1 protein-coding gene is annotated in these 589 nt (G+C 31.6%); it reads left to right on the top strand.

Annotated elements, in window-relative coordinates; genetic code table 11:
* Positions 1-197 precede the first annotated feature (197 nt).
* Positions 198-589: hypothetical protein (locus ACFIK0_RS09755; protein ID WP_375663970.1), on the top strand; the 392-nt coding region annotated here is incomplete at its 3' end.

Here is a 589-nt window from a genome sequence, read left to right as displayed (position 1 = left end):
TATCCTTAAATATATTATTTTCTATCCCTTTACAAGCTGTCACCCTTGGTATATCAGTCTTTTTAAGACCGTAAAGTTTAAATACATAAAGGATATAAGATATATTTAAACCAAATCAAAAAACAACCAATTAATTAAATTGAAAGAAAATGTATTATACTGGAAACAGTTACTAGAAACGAAAAGAGGAGTTTTCGATGGCAAATAAACACTATACTATCAAGCAATTATCAGACGAGCTAGGAGTAACTAAACCAGGCATTCGGAAACAATTAAACGATAGTTTCCGAAAACGATATACTTCTGTTTCTGGTAACAGGATTTTGATTAATGAAGCTGGTGCTAAAGAGCTTCGCAAACATTTCGGAAACCAACAATCGAAAACTAATCAGAAACAGGAAACGGAAACTAAAAATAGTAACCAGAAACAAACGGAAACAGTTTCCGATAAGGAAGAAAACACTGTTATATCAGCAAAAGATGAAACTATTGCGTTACTTAAAGAACAGCTAAGAGCTAAAGATGATCAAATTGCCAATATGCAAAAATTGATGGATCAGAATCAACAATTGTTATTAAATAATCAGGC

Source organism: Bartonella sp. CL63NXGY, from assembly GCF_042194905.1.
GTDB lineage: Bacteria > Pseudomonadota > Alphaproteobacteria > Rhizobiales > Rhizobiaceae > Bartonella.
This window is presented reverse-complemented; position numbering and strand designations above follow the sequence as displayed.